Raw genomic sequence first — 14925 nt, forward strand, 5'->3', positions numbered from 1 at the left:
GCTCTCCGCGCGGAGGCTCGCCGCCCGGCAGCCCGGTATCCCGGACCTCTAGCACGCGAAAAAACACCGCGGTGCCCTCATTCGGAAACATCCCAAGCGGGCCCGCTGCCTCAGAGCACGTCGTTCTCCACCAGCGTGGCGAAGATGCCCAGGCCCAGGAAGGCCACGCCCAGCACGATGTAGAGCACTGCCATCCCGAGGGCCCGGCCCCCCGTCGCCTCCATGTGGGGCGAAGGGTAGGGATCCAACGGGTTCTTCGGCAGCTGCGAATGCATGGCCTTGCCGAGCAGGCCCGGCCAAGCCCCGGAATGGGCGGGGTTCACGACCGTCATCCGCTTGCGCACCAGGGCCCGCACACCGGACACGAGGAAGAACAGGCTGAAGCCCCCGGTGATGATGAGCACGGCTGGATTGAATTTCATGGAACGGGAGCTTCCTCGGAGCCGGATCCAGCGTGCAAGCCACGGCCGTATGCCGCGACTCGCTGGCCGCGCACCTGGAGCCAGAGTGGCACCTCCATCGTCTTCGCGTGCCACGTCCCGTGCTCCCACAGCCCGTCCTCGCCCCAGCAATCCCCATGGTCCGCCGTGACGAGGATGGTCGCCTCGCTGAAGGCATCGAGCAGCGGCGCGAGCCGGGCGTCGATGAACTCCAGGCAGGAGCGCTGTCGCGACTCGCAGAGCGCACGGCTGTTGGTCTGGCCATAGGGAACGCAGGGGTTCTCCCCAGGGCTCCAGGAGGCCCCTTCATGCCAGTAGGGCACATGCGTCTCGCCGGCATTGAGGAAGCAGAAGGCGGGAGCGTCGCCGGTGGCAAGTTCCGTGGACAGCCACGCCAACTGGCTGCCCAGCGCGGAGGGTTCTCGCGGGTAGAAGAAGCGCTGGAAGTCCTGGCAGAGCCAAGCCCCGGTGGGTGTGCCGGGGTCGAACCAATCGACAGCGCCCGTGCCCACCGTGCGGTAACCGAGCTGGCCGAACCCGTCGATGATGCTGCGCCCCGGCAACAGGAAGCCGTCCCGGGGCGTGGCGCGGACCTTTCCATTCACCAGCCGGAAGAGGCGTCCCCACTTCGGGTCGAGGAAGGGCTGCTTCAGGCCCGGAACGCCCGGCGTGGTGCCCACCCACATGGCCGCGTGCGAGGCGAACGTGAAGTGGGCCGGTGCCATGGCCCGGATGGGCAGGCCCAGCCGGGACAGCGAGGAGCAGGTGGCCCGCACGGCCGTGTCATAGCGAAGTGAGTCCAGCGTCACGAGCAGCACGCTCTCCGGCGGCAGTTTGCGAAGCTCCGTCATGGGCAGCCTCGGGAGGCGGGCTCCTGCACCAACTCCATGAAGCGCTGGTGCAGGATTTCAAATGAGGCCACTGCCTCCAGCCGCTCGGCACGCCAGCCCGGCGGGCCCTCCCAGAAGCCCTGCGCCTGGTCCTGCTCAAGCATCCTCCTGCCGTCCTCGTCGATGACATTGGAGGAAACCGGCGGATTCCAGTCCGGCCACGGAGTGTCCGGCTTCTGGCGTGCGGCAAGCCGCTCGAGCCTGCGCGCATGCGGCATGGCCAGCCAGACGGTGAGCAGCGGGATGGCGCGCTCCTGAAACGCCTGCCGGACGGCGGCCCGGTGGATGCCGGAGCCGGAGAACTCGAAGATGCCCCGGGGCGTGCGCGAGCAGGCGCGGAGAAACCAGGCCCTGGCGAAGTATTCCCCTGCGACAGTGCCGTCACCGTGCTCGCGGCGGAAGCCGTCGATGTGGACGTGGGGCAACTCCCAGCGGGAGCACAGGGCCTGCGCAAGCGTGGACTTCCCCACTCCAGAGAGCCCAATGAGGAGGATGCGCGGCGGCACGACGACTGATCCGGACATTTCCAAATTCCTCCCCACGGCGGCAGGCACATCATCCTAGCCTCACCCCGCGCTCATCCGGGTCTTGCAGTCCCTTGTCCGCTGCTCGCCTGTGTCCATGACACGTCGAACAGCTGTCAGCCGTCTCACTGGCGGATCAGCTCATGGACGGGCTTCCCATCCGGGCCCACGCCATCCAACCGGACGAAGTCGACCCTGAAGGGCCAGGACGTCTTCACGAAGACGTGCTCCAGTCGGGAGACGCTGTTGCCCAGCTTCGTCCACGCCTGGACCTGGCATTTGCCATCGACCCGCGCGGTGGTGATGTCGATGGGGCGCGAGGGAAAGGCCTTCAGGCTCACCCGGACGCGCCAGCCCTCCGCGGTGGCTTCGACCGGCTGCGAGTCCTCCAGCCCATACACGGGTTGCTCGACCCCCAGCAGCTCCTCCACCTCCGAGGGCCCGCGCTCCAGCATCCGCCAGTACACGTGCACGGGGCGCGTCCCCACGGGGCGGCAAGCCTCGTCCAGGCTCAGGGCGTAGTGGACCTGGTTCCGGTTCTCGCTACGGGACAGGAAGAAGGCGGACTGCGATGGGAGGGGCGCCCCGGCCGCGGAGGCAGGGTCGCGACGGTCGCCAGCGCAACGGCAGTGAGAGTGCCGAGCCTGGCTTCAGGAAACATGGGGGTTCCCCCTACTCCTTGACGACGCGGACGGCGGTGAACGCGCGGCGGACATCGCAGTCGTAGTCCTCGTACTCCGAAAACGAGTTCCCGCTGTCCTTCACCCTGTACGTGCCCGTCAGGGTCAGGGGCATGGTGGTGGTCTCCGGAACGGCGTCGAGGGTGCCCTCCAGCTCGAACTCGTGGATGACGCCGAACGTGTTCGTGTGGTGATTGCCACTGGCCTCCACCTTCCGGCCACCATTGCCTTTGAAGAAGCCCGTCAGCCACCGCTGGCCAATGTCGATGTTGAACCAGTCGTTGGAGGAGTCGTACTGGTGCCTGATGACCATGGGTTCCGTGGGCAGGGTGGCTTCCAGGCGCCGGCAGCCTTCCGGCAACTCCGAAGTGTCCTCGAAGGTCAGTGTGTACGTGCCGGAGATCTCACAGCCGCTCGTACAGTCCGGCTTTGATGGCCCGCCGCTACCACAGCCGCCGGCGCCCATGCCGCTGCCCATCGTCATCATCGCCGTGGCCAGGAGGACGGGGAGTCGCAGGTAGGTGACGACCTTCGAGGAACGGCGCTGGGAGGAAGACGTCTGCATGGGAGGCTCCGGTGTTGGGGGTTGAAGGGCTGCGGACAATAGCCAGTCAGCCACGGGTCCCCAAACGGGGTCCCCCGCACCCCGTGCCCGGCCGGCGTCCCGAGGTACGCTGGCAACGCACGAGGGCGCCCCGGTGCCCTCATCCTCCCAGGGAGAACGCATGAGCCCTCGTGGAGCCGAGGTTTGCCTTCTGCGCGTACGCGAGAGGCATGAACCCCATGCGCCTGCGGGACGGGGAGTCCGTCGGCCCCACCGGGGCCCGAATCACGCTGAAGGTGAAGCCGCTCGAAGTGCTCCTGGGCCCGCGGACGAAGGCTGGGCTGTGGGCCATAGGCTGCCCAGGACCGGTGCCAGAGGATGTCCCCGCCAGGCCGGCGGCGCCCGAGCTCCAAGGCGCCGCGCTGTCCGCGTGGGTGGAGGCGGAGCCCTCCACCCTGTTCCGAGCGAAGGGCCGTCGGGTGGCGGGGGCTGGCTCAGTTGCCGGCGTAGGCGGACATGTTGCTACCCGGGTAGCCGCCGGTGCCGGACCAGGTGGCGGGCAGCGCCGTCAGCCCTGGCTGGACCTTGTAGGAGCCAGTGCCGCCGGTGTGACGCCAGTAGATGTCGCCGGTGGGCGCGAGGACCGCCAGCCAGTACGTCGTGCCCGACGTCACCGCCTGTGACGTGATGGTGCAGACGTTCCATGCCCCGGGGGTGACGGGCGTGACAGTGCAGGTGCTCAGCTGCGTGCCGGGCGTCCCGCTCCCATTCGCATACAGGCCGAGCCGGAGCGTGGTGGCCGTCGTCTGCGCATCCACGTAGAGATTCAGCCGCGTGACGTTGCCGGTGGCATTCGCCGCGTAGCTGAACGCCGCCGCGACGCCGGCGTTCTCGAAGTCGGACGTCGTCAGCACGGTGCTGTTGCCGACGAGAGCGGTGGGCGCGGCGGGGGTCGTCGCGCTGGCGGTGGCCGTGTAGGCCGAGCTTCCCGCGGCGTTGGTCGCGCGGACCCGGTACCAATAGCGGGTGCTCGCGGCCCGGCCCGTGTCACTGAACGTCGTCACGTTGGCGCCCGGCGTCCCGACCTGGGCGAAGGTGCCCGGAGCCCCGGAGACGTCCGGCGCCCGCTCCACCAGGAAGCCGTTCTCGTTGGCCGAGGCATCCGTCCATGCCAGGTTGATCTGCCCCACCGACACCGCTGTCGCCGTCAAGCCCGTGGGAGCCGCGGGCACGGTGGTGGCGCTGTTCACGGTCATGGAGACCGTGGCGGAGCGGGTGCTGGAGGCGGGATTGCCGTTGTCCACGGCCACGGCGTGCACCGTGTGGCTTCCCTGGGAGGGATTGCTCCAGGCGCAGCCGTAGGGGCTGGTGGTGCTGGAGCAGATGAGCGACGTGCCGTCCGCGTAGAAGTCCACCCGCGCGAGGCTCCGGCCGAAGCCCGCGCTGGCGGTCGCGGCCAGCGGCACGGAGGCAGGCGTCGTGTACACCGCGTTGGCGCTGGGAGAGGTGAGGCTCACCGTGGGCGGGTTGGACAGCGTGAGGGGCACCGCCGCGGAGGTGGTGGCCTGGAGCGTGTCGTCGGTGGCCCTGGCCGTCACGCTGTGCGCGCCGTCCTGGAGCGAGCTGACGCCGCAGCTCACGGACGCAGAGGTGGGCGCGTTCACCGTGCAGAGCAGCGTGGTGCCGTTGTCGAAGAACTCCACCTTCGTGAGCGCGCGGCCCGGACCCGCCGTGGCGCTGGCCTGGAGGTTCAGGTTGGCGGGCGCGGTGAAGTTGGCGTTGGCGGCCGGCTGGGTAATGGACACCGTCGGCAAGGTGGAACTGCCCGCGGAGAGGCCATACATCGAAGCGTTGGACGCGCCCGCGTACACCGTGGAGGTGCCGAACGTGGGGCCCGGCAGTGCGGAGAGGCCCGTCGGCGAGTAGCGCATGGAGCCGGTGGGCAGGTCCATGTAGCGGAACACGCCGCCTCCGTTCGCGCCCAGCAGCGCCAGCCAGTAGACGGTGCCCGACGTCAACGTCACCTGCGGCGCGGCGGCGCAGCCGTACCACTGCCCCACCGCCAGCGGCAGCGGATCCACCACCGGGGTGGTGCAGGAGGAGAGCAGCGTGCCCGGAGCGCCCGAGGCATCGCTGTAGACGCCAATGGACAGCGACGCATTGGCATTGCCCGGCGCCGCGAAGACCTTGAGCGTCCCCAGCGTCCCTGTGGCGACGGCGGTGTATGGGAAGGCATTCACCGAGCCGCCGTTGTCGAAGTCGTTCTGCGTCCCAATGGTGTCCACGCCCACCAGCCGCACGCCGCCCACGGAGGGGCTCACCGTGAAGCCCACCGGCGCGGAGTCGGTGACGAGCGCCGGACTGCCATTGTCCGTCGCGCGGGCAAAGACATTGGCGTACGTGCCGGCCGTCGCGTTCCACGTGCAGGCCGTGCCGGTCGTCGTGAAGCAGAGCGACGTGGTGCCCTGGAAGAACTCCACGCGCGTGAGGGTCCGCCCCGCGCCCGCGCTGGCCGAAGCGCTGAGCGTCGTGCTCCCCGTGGGCAGCGTGGCACCGGAGACAGGACTCAGGATGCTGACCGTGGGCGGACCGGCGACCGTGATGGCCACCGACGCGGAGCTGCTCTCACCCAGGCTGTCCACCGCCTCCGCGCTCACGGTGTGGCTGCCATTGCCCAGGCTGCTCGTGGCCGTGCAGGTGACCGGGTTGGAGACGGGGGCGTTCACGGTGCAGAGCACGGTTGCGCCCGCGCGGAACGTGACGCTGGCCAGCGTGCGGCCTGAGGTGGGTGTGGCCGTGGCGCCCGGGCTGAGCGTCGCGGGCGCGGTGAAGTTCTGCCCGGCCGAGGGCGCGGTGAGGGCAACGGTGGGGGCGGTGGGTGGCGCCCCGGAGATGACGATGACCCCGCTGGTCGAGTGGCGGATGCGGAGCGCTTTGTTGCCGGTGTCGAAGGTCCACCCGTCCGCGGCCAGGTCCGTGCGCTGCGACAGGGCGGTGCCGCCCGCGGTCACCGCCGAGGGGACGAAGGCGAGGCGCAGCACCTCCGCCGCGCTGGCGTCGTAGGTGGTGTAGCGGACCTCATTGCCGGGCCCGTAGGTGATGCTCTTCACGACGGAGGTGGAGCGCAGCAGGTGGTTCTGTCCGGCGGGCGCCCAGTCCGGCTGCGCGCCCATGCCGATGACGAAGTGCCGGATGAAGTCACCCCACCCGTCCGTGAACCAGACGTTGTTGGGATACGGCCCGTCAATGGTGAGCCCGCTGTCGCGCACCATGTACGTGGCCCAGTTGAACGCGCGGAAGGCCTTGTCCTTCGCCGTCGCGTCCCCGGTGAGCTCCGCGTAGCGCGCGTTCACGGCGGCGTAGCGCGCGGTGTGGCTGCCCATCTTGTAGTGGAACGCGTACTGCTCCTTGATGGGACGCGCGCCGAACTCCAGCGTGTCTCCGAAGTTCGTCTCGATGAAGGCGATGATGTTCTGCACGTGCGCCTGCCAGTTCGGATCCAGGCCAGGGTTGTCCATCAGGAACTTGGCCGTCTCCCCGGGGACGAGCTGGTTCAGGTTGTTGGTGGCGTCCGAGCCCACGTCCTCGAAGTACTGGGTCCAGTTCTGCGTCGCGATGGGGCCGCTGCCGCCCAGCAGCCACGCGAGGACGGTGGCCTGGGTGCTCTGCCATTGGGCCAGCTGCGTGCCGCTGTAGCCGGGCGCGCCGTTCAGCGCGCCGGCCTGTCCCAGCCGGATGAGTTCCTGGAACAGCTTGAGGGGCTCCACGACGTTGGACGCGTAGTTGTCGACGATGTTCGCGCCGGTGCGCACGGCGTTGTCGGAGGCCCGCACGCGGTACGGCCACGGTGACACGGTGGCGCTCGGAGTGCGCAGGTGGCTGGTGAGCTGGTTGGCCGCGTTGATGGCCATGTCGCGGTAGGCCGTGTTGCCATTGAACTTGAAGGCCTGGACGGCGGCCCACGCGAGCGCGCCCACCTTCTCCGGCTGGAGGTAGCCCACGCCGTCACCCACGCCCACCGAGCTGCCCGCCTGCGCGCCGGCGTACGTCAGCGTGCCGCTGGCGCCGCTCGCGTAGGGCACCCGCGACCAGTGGCCCCCCACGGCCGTCATGCCGTGCGCCAGGTGCCAGTCCAGCAGCGCCAGTGCGACGTCGCGCAGGCGCGGGTCGTTCTTGTAGGGCGAGTACGCGAGGCCGGACTCGATGAGCATCGCGTTCAGGCCGGCGGGGTTGTGCGGCCAGCCCACCGGCTGACCCGCGGGAGAACACCCGGGCGCCGTGCCGCTGCACAGGTACGAGTGTGCGTAGTAGGCCGGCTTGGCCACCGAAGGGTTCGTGAGGTTGGACAGGCTGGGGAGCGCGAGCAGGTAGTTCTGGTTCAACTCCAGCACATGGTCATACGCGGCGGAGCTGCCCGGGTTCGTGGGAGGCGCCCAGGACAGCAGCTTCCCCGTGCCGTCGCACTGCGCGGCGTGCTGGTCGATGCTGCCACCGCCGATGCATGCGAGCGCCTGACGCACGGTGGTGGGCGCGGGCGCGTCGGTGGGCGCGGCACAGCGGGTCAGCAGCAGGAGCATGAGTGCTCCGATGAGGGAGCGGACGGTCCGCTCCGGGAAATGGGCATGCATGGGGGTGGGTGTCCTTGAAGGGGCGCACAAACAGCACCGGCCCTGGAGATTGCTCTCTCCAGGGCCGGTGCATTATCGCCCGCGCCCGGTCGCCGGTTGCGTCAGGCCTGGGCTGGCAGCGGGGCGCTGAACGCCAAGGGCTGCGGGGGCCACCATCCTCGTGGGCGTCTACCGAGCCAGCAGCCCAGGTGCGCACTCGCCATGCGCAACCCCAGGTGATTCAGAATCGCGCGCGCCCTCGTGCGCCCTTCCCCCCTTCACGTACGCCAACCCCCTCAAGCCTGCCTCCACACCTCACGCAGGCGAGCACGTCGAAGTCGAACGTCCTCCTCAGCAACTCGGCGTAAGTCCACTCGCGGCGTCCTCTGCTTCATCCGCTCCGGTCTGACCGCGGCATCCTTCCCCGCTCTCGCCCCCTCCTCACCTGCTTGGGGGAACTTCATGAGCGGGGTGTAGAGCGGCCCTTCTTGGAGCGCCGCTTCGGTCGACGCGAATCGGTTCTCTTCTTCTTGCTTCGGGACGGAACAGTCTTGCCACCTGAGGAGCGAGCTTCGCGCGCTCGGCGAGTTCGCCCATGAGAGGACTCCTCGCCGTGAACAGTCCTGAAGCCTCCCCTAAGAGTGAAGTCCCGCTTCAAAGAGTAAACACCGCTAATCTCAAGCCAGCCGGCGGTTCGCCCCGTGTTCCCCATGGCGATCTTCTCACCAAGTATCGCCCATACGAGCGAGTATCCGAGAGCGTCAAGCCTGCGCACGGCCGCTTCGGAAAGGAGCAATGCACCGCTCCCGCCTGTCTCGACACTTGGATCAAAAGCGGCAAGCTCGCCATCTTCATTGACCCACCGGGCCCCGCGAGACCACTTGAGGCCGAGAAGCTCTACAAGATGGCGTGACGGAAGGTCCGCGTTGATTGTCCTGCCGGACTGCTCGGAGTCGCCCTCCCAGCGGTACTTTTCATGAGCGATGAGTACCGGGACCGGCAGTCGACCATCGTCGCCCTGTGTCCAGCCCGCAGACCCTGCGTGCTGTTGTGCGGCAGGAGCCCAGTAGTGCTCGCCGAAGTAGATCTGGGTTGCGTCCGACGCTTCAGGCATCCACCGACCAAAGAAGTTTTGCCGCCTCGCCCACGCTACGAACGCCGGAACATCACTCTTCTTCAGAACGTAACCATAGAGAACGAACTCGCTCTGGCGCCTTCCTGCGCTCGTATCACTCTCATCCCGCTTCCATCCCCAACTTGGGAAGCCGCTCGTGATGTACCAGTTCTTGCCATCAGCACCTGTAACATGCAGCAAACTCTCGAAGTCCGGAATACTTCTCGTGTTGTCTTTAATCCACTCAAGGTCACTTGCCCCTTCGAAGTCGAGTTCAAGCCTCGGAAACCACCAGGAGTCGGCCTCTTCGTCGGGGGCCTCGGATAGCGCCGTAGGGTCGATGTCCCGCCGGTAGAGTTGCCACGGGCCTTGGTAGTCGTCGTCGTGGTGGTCGAACTCCTTTCGCCATCGGTAGTGGTCGACCAAGTAGCCGATGAACTCGTGCCACCCAATCCACAAGTACTTCTTCAAACAACGCTCGCTTTCCTCTTCTGGGTGCCCGCTCGCGGTGGCGTAGCCGGTCTCATATTCATGGAAGTGCTCGGGTCTCCAGCCAAGCTCTAGGATGCGACCGAAAATGTAGCTCTGCGCGAGCTTTTGATCGAAGGCAGGAAGTCGTTCCGCGAGGTGCTTGTTCGATTGGAAGAGGGGCAGGACAACATCTTGGAGTTGTTGGCTCTGCGCATCGTTGAGCGCTCGCATCAGCGTACTTGGGGGCGACCCGCGGACGTTTCCCTGGGAGAAGGAGCGTATGAAAGACGCATCAACATACGCATCCCACGCCTGTCGAGCAGAAAGTGACAGACCTGCCTCCCAGTCCTTGATGATGTCCCGAGCCAGTCTCGGAAGCGGATCTCCCCGTTTTACGGAGAGCCAATTGTCCTCGGTCTCGATCTTGTGGGAAAAATCACTAAAACCGAAAACATTATTGTGGACACGCGCGAATGCCTTCTCGCGCTCAGTCATCTGCTTATCGTGTCGCCACTGGTACCCGTCCCATTCCTTTGAGGCTTTGATGATGGGCCAGCGCGATCTGTAGGGCGGACTGATGCGCGCATGCTCGACTGACGCCGAGGCACACCCTCGAACAATGGACAACTCAACAAGCCCGCGACCGTAGTCTCGAAGGAGTGCATATGGCGGCGTGCTGTTCCCGGAGAAGAGTGATTCGTAGACCTGTTCGGTGATCTCGGTGAGTGCACGTTCTCTTGGCGACCAGTGCATCGCGGCGCCGTAGAGGGCACAGTAGATGCGTTCGAGGACGTAAGGGTCATTGACCGTGCGGAAGCGCTCCAGCAGTGCGACGGAGGCTCGCGGCTGCTCGATAAGTAGCCAAGTAAGGCATTGAGTCGCGCGATCTCTAAACGCACTGTCTGGCGAGGTCAGGAACCAAGCAATGGCCGTCGCTGCAAGCAACGCCGACCGAGAGTCCAGACCGGGATGCTTCCGCCCGACTCTCGCCCATGAGAGGAGCGCATCGACCGCGCCGCCGTTCCGGAATGTCGGCGACACGACGATGGTCCAGGTCGCGTCCCGCTTGCCGACAGGCTGAGGGTGAAGGTGCTGCATGAGGAAGTCAGCGTTGAATGGATGCTCGGGGTCGGCGGCGACGAAGAGCAATGCGTCCCATGTCATTCGTAGAGCCCTCTCCCTCGAGAGGAACCTGTTTATCCACGGTTCGATACGCGCTCGGCTGAGCGCGGCCGTCCGGCGGTATTGAATGCTCATGAGCCACGCGCGCGCGATTACCTCATCGATCTTGTGCTCTCCAACAATGTCTAGAAGTTCGATTCCCAATTCCTCTGGGAGGCGAGATGCAAGCGCTTCCAGAATCCCAGCTTTCGACCACCTGGCATCCTCATCGTCGAGAATGGCTCGGATGGGAGGTGCCGCGCCAAACCATTCTCCACTGGGAAGGGCGGCAAGCGCCTCCGTTACGTACCCAGCCTGCTCATAATCCCCGAAGCGTTGGTACGCGAAGCCGATGTGCCTGTTAATGGTGCGGCCATCGTCGTCAACGGAATCGACCTCATTGAGAAGCCCAGCACTCACGAGCTGGAAAAACAGCGAGGAGTGATATCCAGCCCGTGGCGGAGCCAGTTCATCGACAAGCACCTTGGCCTGCGCATATGCCAGCAGGTCCGAGCCTCTTTCGTACATGGCACGCGCGATCCGCCGGAGCGCTGTGAGAACTGGGCGGGTTGCTTGCGCCAGATCGAGTTCTCGGCACGCACGTTCTTCGACGTCGGCAACTACGAAATCAAGAATCTCACCGAACGCGCGGGCCCGGAAGCGCTGGTCGCTCTGAGGACGTCCTCCGAGTGCGCTGCAGTATAACTTGAGGAAGAGCGGATTCTGGAACTCAGGCCGGAAGAGCGGAACTGGCGGATCCGCTACGCGGAAATGCTCGAAGAAACGCGAGGTCGCATCGAACTCGATACCTGTGAAGCCGTGATGCTCAACGACGACGAAATGGTTTTCGGTATCCTCACGAAGCACGCGCTTCTCGTAGGTATCTCGAACAGACACCACGAGCGCGACCGACCTGTACGGCTTCATCAATTCGACGAGGCCGGGCAGCGTGTCATGCCAATGTCGGCCTGCATCCATGCTCTCGTTGAGTGCGTCGATGAGCAGCAGCGCCCTTTGTCCGCTTGCTTCACCTGCGGAGTCGAGCGCGCCGAGGAATCGTTCAAAGCTGCCCTCGTGGCCAAGCGCCGCCATGATTTCGGTGTTGGGAGTGCGTCCCGTGAGCGCGGCGCCGTGGACAAGGACTGCTGGTGCCTGAGCGCGGGCCGCAACTAGCCCTGCGTCACAGAGGAGGTGCGTCTTCCCAATGCCGGCTGGCCCCAGGATGACGACGGCTCGATGAAGATCCGCCTGAGTCGTGTTGGCGGAGATGCTGCGCGTGACTGCATAGAGCGCGGTGAGTGCCTGGGTGATGTCGCGAGTGGCGGAGTCAAACCCAGGCTTGATGAAGTGCGAAGCATTGCTACTCGTAGCGGGTGACGCCTGTTTCCTTTGAGTCTTTGCCTTCTCGATCAATACCCGTTGAGCTTCGAGACCAGCACGCGCCCTGGCTGCTGCCTGCTCGAGAAGCACGATATCCGGAACGTCACTTCGTTTGTCGATGAAGCGCTCGACCTCGGTGCACACACGTTCGAGCGCATGGGTCACGTCTAGGCATCCGTCGGCTGTTGCGCCCATCGGAACAGCCCTGATGGCACGAGTCGCCTTTCTCAATTCATCGAGACGCGCTGACCACTTTTCGCGGAATGAGGCGGCCCGGCTTGCTCCATCGATGACAGCCGCGACACCGACGTGCAGGTGGAGGTCTGGAGAGTATTTCGCGCCCGCCTCCTTCACCGCGACGTCGAGTTTGCGCGCCAGAGCCGTGGGGCTGACATCAAGCTCGTCGAACCAGAATGCGCGCCGTCCTCCCGCAGCGGCGCGCATGAGCCGCTCCTCGAATTCCGCCGTACCCCAGAGAACGAACTCCACCTTCCGCTTACCAGCCCACTGCTTCCACTTCACAACGCGGGCGTTCCACTGATCCAGAGTACCCCTGGCCTTTCGGCGGATGGTGCTGGCGACACTGCGGGTCTGCTTCGTAACCTTGTGCGCCCTGGACGTTCTCTGCGTGGCTTTCACATCGTAATTGGGAGCCGTCGGGTTTTGCGGCAAGCACACGATGTATTCGGTGAGGCGCTGTCGGCTGTTGAGCGCCGACCGCACGGACTCATCGAGTTCCGCCCATTGCCGTGGCGTTAGCGGCCCGGTGAACCACTTTGCTTGCCAAGCGCGCTCGTTCCCAGAAGGGTCGACAGCGAATGCCTCGACGCCGCCGTCTGGAGGATCCAGGCGAACAAAGCGGTGATCCACAGGCGTGTCGAGACGTGCCAGTTGGCAGGTGAGTTCCTCAAAGGCCGAACTCTGGCTCCCCCCCCACGCCCTCAGCTTGCTCCAGTCGCCGCGCATTGTTCCCCCGGTGCCTACGCGCCTCTCACCTGATTCGGCGCATCAGGAGGTTACCGGGGTTGGGTTGATCGGCAAGGATTGTCGGCAAGAAGTTGCCGCTGGACCTAGTACGACTTGGTCACATCAAGAATGCGTGAGGGTGGGCGGACTGTTCCCCCTGCATGACACCGACGCAACTGAAGCGGTTGGAGGGGGAGCTGGAGAGCTTCCTCGAGTCGATGTTCTCGGGCCTGGGCCGAGTCGAACGGCGACGGGCCATGGACTGGTACGTCAAGGGCCTGTTGCTGGAAGGCGAGCGCAAGAGCATCGACCCGATAGCTGGGCGACTGGTGAAGGAGGCTTCCGAGAAGGAGGCCATGCGCCAGCGCCTGCAGCAGTGCATCAGCGGCAGTGCGTGGGCGGACGACGAGGTCATGCGCCGGCTGGCACTGAAGCTGGAGGAGGACCTGCCGGACGTCGAGGCCCTGGTGCTGGATGACACGGGTTTCCCCAAGAAGGGCAGGCACTCGGTGGGCGTGGTCCGGCAGTACTCGGGCACTCTGGGCCGCATCGACAACTGCCAGGTCGCCGTCAGTCTGCATCTGGCGAGTGAGAAGGGCAGCGGCTGCATCGGAATGCGGTTGTACTTGCCAGTGGAGTGGACGGCCGACCCGGAGCGCTTGCGCAAGGCGGGCGTGCCGGAGGACGTATCGTTCGAGACGAAGCGGGACATCGCCCTGGGGCTGCTGGAGCATGCACGGGGATGGGGAGTGAAGCGGCACATGGTGCTGGCCGACTCAGGGTACGGAAACGAAGTCGAGTTCCGTGCGGAGCTCACGCGCCGCGGATTGCCGTACATCGTCGGCATTCAAGGCGACTGCGTCGTCTGGCCCCCGGGCTTCGTCGTTCCGCCCATTCCTCCGAAGCCACCGGGGATGCGTGGGCCCGTCCGCAAGCGCTACCGCTATGGAGACGCGAACCCCGTTGCTGTCGAGAAGCTCGCCGCCGACCTGCCGAAAACCGCCTGGAAGTGGGTCAGCTGGAGTGAAGGGTCCAAGGGCCCGCGGCGCTCGCGCTTCGCGGCCCTGCGCATCCGCACTGCCCATCGACACCATCTGGGCCTGGCCCCGGGCGACGAGCAGTGGCTGCTGTGCGAATGGCCCAGGCACGAGAAGGCGCCCACCAAGTTCCACCTGTCTACGCTGCCTGCGGACATTTCCCTGAAGCACCTCGTGCGCCTCACCAAGTTGCGCTGGCGCATCGAGCGCGACTACCAAGAGATGAAGGGGGAAGTCGGTCTGGACCACTTCGAAGGACGCACGTGGCGTGGCTTCCATCACCACGCCACCCTCTGCGCCGTGGCCCACGGATTCCTCGCGCTCCGTCGGGCGCTTTTCCCCCCGGAAGAGAGTGCACTGGACGCTACCGATGGTACGACGCGCGTTGCAGCCCCTTCTCCTCAGGCAGATTGGCATCTGCCCCCTCTGCAACACGGCCATCAACCCCAGAGCTCCGCCTGAGCTGCCCTCTCGGATGTGACCAAGTCGTACTAAACGCCCGATCGTGATTCTCGAACGGACTCAAGCTGCGCGTTGAGCAGAGGCGGCGCGCAGCAAGAGACTGGCGGACTTCTGAGTGTTCCGCGCGTCGAGGTAGGCGTCCACCTCAGTCATGAGCGCCTCCATCTTCTTGCAGCGATGGTTGCGGGTGACGTTGGCATGCACGTCCCACCACAGGCGTTCGATGCGATTGCCCTCCGGGCAGTACGGCGGCAGGAAGTGCAGCACCAGCCGCTCGCCCAGTGCCTCCAGCGCCTTCTGCGTCTTCTTGCGGGAGTGGGTGGCGGCATTGTCGAGGATGAAATGCAGACGCTTCGCACTGGGATAAGTGGCGTCCACGGCGCGCACCAGGTCGATGAAGAGAGCACTCGTCTTCTTCTCCCCCTGCACCCAAGTCACCCGTGCCGTGCGCGCATCCAGCGCCCCTGCCACGAAACGCTTCTGGTTGTTACCCGGTGTGACGACCTCTCTGCGCTGTCCAGGTGTACCGCACCGGATTATTGAGACACCAGATTGGTTGTAATCAGGCCGCCTGCTTCGACTGCATCAGCGCTCGCCGGGCCTGACTCGGCGAGAGGAAGTTGTGGCGCTCCAGCAGCCAGTGCTCGTT

Annotated in this window: 9 protein-coding genes; 1 reads left to right on the plus strand and 8 read right to left on the minus strand. The window is 65.8% G+C overall.

Going from position 1 to position 14925, the window contains the following annotated elements; all coding sequences use genetic code 11:
- Positions 1–110: 110 nt before the first annotated feature.
- From D7V77_RS14115 to D7V77_RS43265, 7 genes are all read right to left on the minus strand, one after another.
- Complete coding sequence (locus tag D7V77_RS14115; protein WP_120576800.1) at positions 111–422, minus strand: hypothetical protein; 312 nt, start codon at positions 420–422, stop codon at positions 111–113.
- Positions 419–1291 (minus strand): hypothetical protein, encoded by an 873-nt coding sequence (locus D7V77_RS14120; RefSeq protein WP_120576801.1) that lies wholly within the window; start codon positions 1289–1291, stop codon positions 419–421. Before D7V77_RS14120 ends, D7V77_RS14115 begins: the two co-directional genes overlap by 4 nt.
- A complete protein-coding gene (locus D7V77_RS14125) occupies positions 1288–1854 on the minus strand; it encodes a hypothetical protein (RefSeq protein ID WP_120576802.1) in 567 nt (188 codons plus the stop codon). Before D7V77_RS14125 ends, D7V77_RS14120 begins: the two co-directional genes overlap by 4 nt.
- A gap of 125 nt (positions 1855–1979) precedes the next feature.
- Positions 1980–2408 (minus strand): DUF4833 domain-containing protein, encoded by a 429-nt coding sequence (locus D7V77_RS14130; RefSeq protein ID WP_120576803.1) that lies wholly within the window; start codon positions 2406–2408, stop codon positions 1980–1982.
- A gap of 118 nt (positions 2409–2526) precedes the next feature.
- Positions 2527–3099, minus strand: a complete 573-nt coding sequence (locus tag D7V77_RS14135; protein ID WP_120576804.1) for a hypothetical protein — start codon at positions 3097–3099, stop codon at positions 2527–2529.
- 473 nt (positions 3100–3572) lie between these two features.
- Entirely contained in the window at positions 3573–7706 is a 4134-nt protein-coding gene (locus D7V77_RS14140; protein WP_120576805.1) for an Ig-like domain-containing protein, read from the minus strand.
- Between the two features lie 439 nt (positions 7707–8145).
- Entirely contained in the window at positions 8146–12777 is a 4632-nt protein-coding gene (locus D7V77_RS43265) for a hypothetical protein (protein WP_147452066.1), read from the minus strand.
- Positions 12778–12995: 218 nt separating this feature from the next.
- Between D7V77_RS43265 and D7V77_RS14155 the strand changes: the two genes are divergently transcribed.
- A complete protein-coding gene (locus tag D7V77_RS14155) occupies positions 12996–14276 on the plus strand; it encodes an IS701 family transposase (RefSeq protein ID WP_233596981.1) in 1281 nt (426 codons plus the stop codon).
- Positions 14277–14336: 60 nt separating this feature from the next.
- Here the strand turns inward: D7V77_RS14155 and D7V77_RS14160 are convergent, their stop codons facing one another.
- Positions 14337–14747, minus strand: a complete 411-nt coding sequence (locus D7V77_RS14160; protein WP_233596982.1) for a transposase — start codon at positions 14745–14747, stop codon at positions 14337–14339.
- Positions 14748–14925: the final 178 nt, after the last annotated feature.

Source organism: Corallococcus sp. CA041A, from assembly GCF_003612075.1.
In the GTDB taxonomy this organism is placed as follows: domain Bacteria; phylum Myxococcota; class Myxococcia; order Myxococcales; family Myxococcaceae; genus Corallococcus; species Corallococcus exiguus.